1 protein-coding gene and 2 pseudogenes are annotated in these 2,559 nt (G+C 77.0%); 1 reads left to right on the top strand and 2 read right to left on the bottom strand.

What is annotated here, in order from left to right; all coding sequences use genetic code 11:
* The coding region (locus SSNG_RS38275; RefSeq protein WP_007268006.1) for a GntR family transcriptional regulator at positions 1–428 on the bottom strand (428 nt) is incomplete at its 3' end.
* A gap of 141 nt (positions 429–569) precedes the next feature.
* Positions 570–2,109, bottom strand: a pseudogene (locus tag SSNG_RS31540) (IucA/IucC family protein).
* Positions 2,110–2,297: 188 nt separating this feature from the next.
* On the opposite strand from SSNG_RS31540, the pseudogene SSNG_RS42540 reads away from it, so the two are divergent.
* Positions 2,298–2,559: pseudogene (locus SSNG_RS42540) on the top strand (IucA/IucC family siderophore biosynthesis protein); the annotation flags it as partial.

Raw genomic sequence — 2,559 nt, 5'->3', positions numbered from 1 at the left:
TGGTGGACCAGCGTGCGCTCCCCTCCGCACATCCCGAGCAGCCCGGCGAGCGACGGCGGCACGGTGACCAGTGCGAGCCGGGTCCGGGTGAGGCGGGGGCCGGGACCGGGACCGGGACGGGACCCGGCATCGGCCTCCCCACGGACGGCGGGCCGCGCGCTCCGGGAGCCGGTGGGCGCGGCGCCGGGGAGGACCGCGGCCCGGGTGCCCCGGCGGCCGGTGACGACCAGTCCGTCGGCGCGCAGCTCCTGGAGCGCGGCCCGGACGGTCTGCCGGTTGACCTCGTAGCGGGCGGCCAGGGTGCGTTCGGAGGGCAGTCTGCCGCCGGAGGTCCGGGCGGCGAGGTCGAGTTCGTCCCGCAGCTGTGCGGCGATCCGCTGGTACTTGGGCATGGCGGCCGGGCCGCCGCCCCGCGAAGGGGAGGGCATGGCTTCTCCTCTGACGGGTGGTCAAGGACTGCGCGGTCTGCCCACCCAACCTAGCATTGGTCTATACCTTTCGATACGGGGGTTGCGGCGGCCCGCCGCAGCTTGGCCGAATCCCACGCCCGCCCGCCGCCCGCCGCCCGCTCACTCCCCCCGCAGCGGGTTGGGCAGCGGCAGGTAGCGCGCGTCCGCGCCGTCCGCCCGGGTCCAGCGCAGCAGGAGGTTCGTCTTGGCCGGAAGCGCCGGGGCCGCGAGCAGCTCCCCGATCTCCGGCAGGCCGTGCTCGGCGGCGCAGCGCAGCAGCTCCTCGCGGACCGCGGGCCACACCCCGCCGGCCGCCCCGGGGTGCCGCTCGGCCAGGGCGCCGCCCACCTCCGCGAGGTGGTTGACGACCAGGCAGTACACGAGCCGCTGCCAGGCGCCCTCGCGCGGCATGTCCCCGGGGAGTTTCACGCCCTCCGCGTCGCGGAAGAGGGCCTGCACGGGCATGCCCCGGCCGTCCACGGCGACCAGGCAGTTCTGGAGGTGGGCCTCCAGCACGATCCCGTGCCGGGCGAACAGGTCCAGGACCGGAGGCACGACATGGCGCAGGTACGCCCGCCACCAGCCGGCCGGGTCGGACGCGGTCTCCAGCGGGCTGCCGGGATAGCCCTCCGCGAGGGCGGCGGACAGCAGCGGCACCGCGCCCGCCGCCACCCCGGTGCGCAGGCCGTCGCGGACCAGGACGGCCAGTTCCTCGAAGGCGAAGGCGGCGGTGCGGTACCCGCGGTCGGCCAGCCACACCGCGCCCGATCCGGTACGGCGGCGCAGGTCGGCGAAGCCGGCCTCCACCGCGGAGTCGGTGCGGCGCAGCTTCAGCAGGTCGTGGCGCCACAGCCGGCGCACGTCGTTGGTGATCCGGACGTCGAGGCTGAACTTCGCGAACAGGTCGCCTTCGGGGCCCGGCGCGTACACGGTCCGCACGGAGGCGGTGGGCCACACGGGGAGCCGGGTCGGGCCGAGCCGCAGCAGCCGCCCGTCGGCGAAGGCCTCGCGCACCTCCCGCCGGCCGCCGACCAGCTCCAGCTGCCAGGGGTGCGCGGGCAGCGCCCGGTAACCGGCGGGCGGGCGGGGTCCGTCGAGGATGCCGGCCAGCGCGTCGACCGCGTCGGCGGCGGCCCGGCCGCCCTCCTCCGCCACCTGGTCCTCGCGCAGCCCGAGCATCACGAGCGGGAAGCGGGTGTGCGCCTCGGGGGCGTACGGCAGCCAGCTCGCGGCGGGCGCGCCGCCCCGGGCCTTGGGCGCGGGGTGGTGCGGATGGCCCGTCACCAGGGCCTGCTCGGACAGGACGTACGGGTCCTCGGGCGGCTCGGCGGCCGCCCGGGCGGCCAGCAGCGCGGCGACGGCCTCGCGGCTGTCGTCGATCTCGCCGGGCAGTTCGTCGTTGGGAGACGCCGGTGTAGCGGTGCAGTTCGTCGGAGACCAGCTTGACCAGCTCCGCGTGCCCCAGCGGATGCCAGCCGTCCGCCGTGTGCAGCTCCGCGCGGTCCGGGCGGCGGCCGCCGGAGACCCGCAGCAGCCGGCCGCTGCCGCGCAGCCGGTGGACCCGCCCGCCCTCGGCCTCGCCCACCTCCCTGAGCAGGCAGTTCAGGAGCGGGGCGGCGCTGCGGGCGTCGGCGTCGGTGTTGAGGTCCACTGGTTCCATTCGGTCCGTCTGCGGTGTGCCGGCGGTGCGCGGGAGGGACCACCGGCTGTGATCTTCAGTATCCGCGATGATGACCTGATCATCGGTTGAACCGACCCGAGAGGACCGGACCCCTGGACCGCACCAGGCACGTTTCCCCGCCCGAGCCCGGGCACTCCCCCGCCACCGCCGCCGAGGAGGCCGCCGCCGTGGCGCTGGCCGGCGTACGGCCCGGGCTGGGGGCCGCGTACGAGGCCTCGCTGGACGGGGCCCGCTCCGCCGTGCTGACCCGGCTCTGGCGGGCGCTGGCCTTCGAACCGCTGCCGTGGGTGGTGGGCCGGGAGCAGGGGCCGGACTCCCTCGCCCTGCTGCTGGCCGGGGGCGGACGGCTTGAGGGGCCGCGCCCCGACCCGTACGCGACGGGCTCGAACGTAAGCCGAGGTGCGGCTCGACGGGCGGCCCCACCGGCAG

Source organism: Streptomyces sp. C, from assembly GCF_000158895.1.
Classification (GTDB): domain Bacteria; phylum Actinomycetota; class Actinomycetes; order Streptomycetales; family Streptomycetaceae; genus Streptomyces; species Streptomyces racemochromogenes.
Note: the sequence above shows the minus strand (reverse complement) of the source record. Positions and strands in the feature narration are given on the sequence as shown.